This window comes from Candidatus Nitrotoga sp. BS (genome assembly GCF_927797785.1).
Taxonomy (GTDB): domain Bacteria; phylum Pseudomonadota; class Gammaproteobacteria; order Burkholderiales; family Gallionellaceae; genus Nitrotoga.
Genome location: NZ_CAKMLL010000009.1, coordinates 1 through 1,596 on the forward strand (window position 1 = coordinate 1; position 1,596 = coordinate 1,596).

A 1,596-nucleotide genomic window follows, 5' to 3' on the forward strand; every position below is an offset into this window, starting at 1 on the left:
GGGTGGCGGGGGCATGAAAGAATCAGCAGAAGGGGACGATATCGTTCTAATCGGAGCCGGTGTAGATACGTAATTACTATTTCTGACAGACTGCCGCGAATAATCCAAGCGTCCCGATACCGGGACACGGTGACCTTTCGCATACATGCATTGTTGATAGGAGAAATCATAACGCTGCTGCAGGTTGCGTCCTGAACCTTCAGCAGCGCCGGCTCCAACCATGGAACCCATAAGCAATCCAGTACCGGCGCCTACGCCAGCGCCATTGTGGCCACCTAACAATGCACCCGCAGCGGTACCAATGATGGTTCCAACCAATGCACTTTGCACGCCACTTTCGGTCGCTGCTTCATTTGCCGTTTTGCCTCCGATCTGAGCACTAGCATATTGCTTGCAATCTGCCTCATCAAAACGGAATTGATCAAAACTTTTCCCCGTGCCCGGCAACACAAGCATACCCGGACCAGTCGGAAATGAAGTACACGCGCTTAGTGCCAAACCGGCCGATATTATTGTTAACAATCTAAATTTATTGATCATGGCGCAGGTACATTATTTAAAGCAGGTTGACTGTCTGAACCGGGTGCAGGTTGAGGTGCGACTCGCAGCCAGCCTCCTGGGCATTGTTTGACATATGGATAGTAGGCCTTGGCATCAACGCAGAAATACCACCATGATCCCTGAACATCTTGCGACGAATTTTTTGGTGCTACTTGCGGGCTTATCTGCGGACTTTCGCTTTGTTGGGTATAAGTCGGCACGGACTGTATCGGCGGATAATAAACGGGCGCAGTCGGATAATAATTGGGCATTCCATAATACGCTGACCCATAGTAAGAGTATGGATAATACCCATAATTAAATCCGATCGGTGCGCCGAGATAGATACCTACGCGCGCTCCTCCGTGCCATCCGCCGCCTCCGCGCCCACCACCATGCGCAAGCGCCACTCCACTTGTCGACACTCCCACCAACAAGGTTATGAGTAAAGTTAAAGGCAAGCTCCTATTCGATTTTTTCATTATCTCTATACTCCATAATGTAGTATTCGCAACAATCTAATTTTCAGAATTGTTACCCATTTAACTTGAAGAATGATTTCTCTCGTCTCCATAAAGCACATTTACACATCAAGCGTGAGGCAAAAATCAACATTTACTTCTAAGTTACCCACAGTACATACGAAATGTTTGATCATACATTTCTGAAAAAAATGCACTCAGTTATAGCTTACTAGCAGCGAATCTCTATAACGATCACAATTGCCACAGCAACTTCCTTCGCTGGCACAAATTGCGCTCATTTAATAAATTATAAATACTTAAGGATTGTTGTCCTCAATCATTATTTTTATTAGCAACCGATCTCAATATTTACTTACTCGCTTTAGTGACGTTTATCTTAATAGATAATTGTAACTAAAGTGTTTTTGGCATCGCATAATATGTAACAGTTTGTTACTGTATCAAGATAATAAACATCGATTATTGCTTGGTAAGAACCTATAACTATTGTGTTAAATATACGCTTACCATAAATTTTTTGGTGGCGTTGTCAATAGGAGACCTGAAATAATGCACTCCGTTATGTTGTCAC

2 protein-coding genes are annotated in these 1,596 nt (G+C 44.2%); both read right to left on the reverse strand.

The window, feature by feature from the left end; all coding sequences use genetic code 11:
* On the reverse strand, positions 1-540 hold a 540-nt coding region (locus MJ769_RS00575), incomplete at its 3' end, for a glycine zipper family protein (RefSeq protein WP_239233903.1).
* Positions 537-1,022, reverse strand: coding sequence for a hypothetical protein (locus tag MJ769_RS00580; RefSeq protein WP_239233904.1), 486 nt, complete (start codon positions 1,020-1,022; stop codon positions 537-539). The genes MJ769_RS00575 and MJ769_RS00580, both read right to left, overlap by 4 nt.
* Positions 1,023-1,596: the final 574 nt, after the last annotated feature.

Excerpts from the sequence above, each read along its gene's own strand:
- MJ769_RS00580 (WP_239233904.1), bottom strand. The coding sequence starts at position 1,022 with ATGAAAAAATCGAATAGGAGCTTGCCTTTAACTTTACTCATAACCTTG.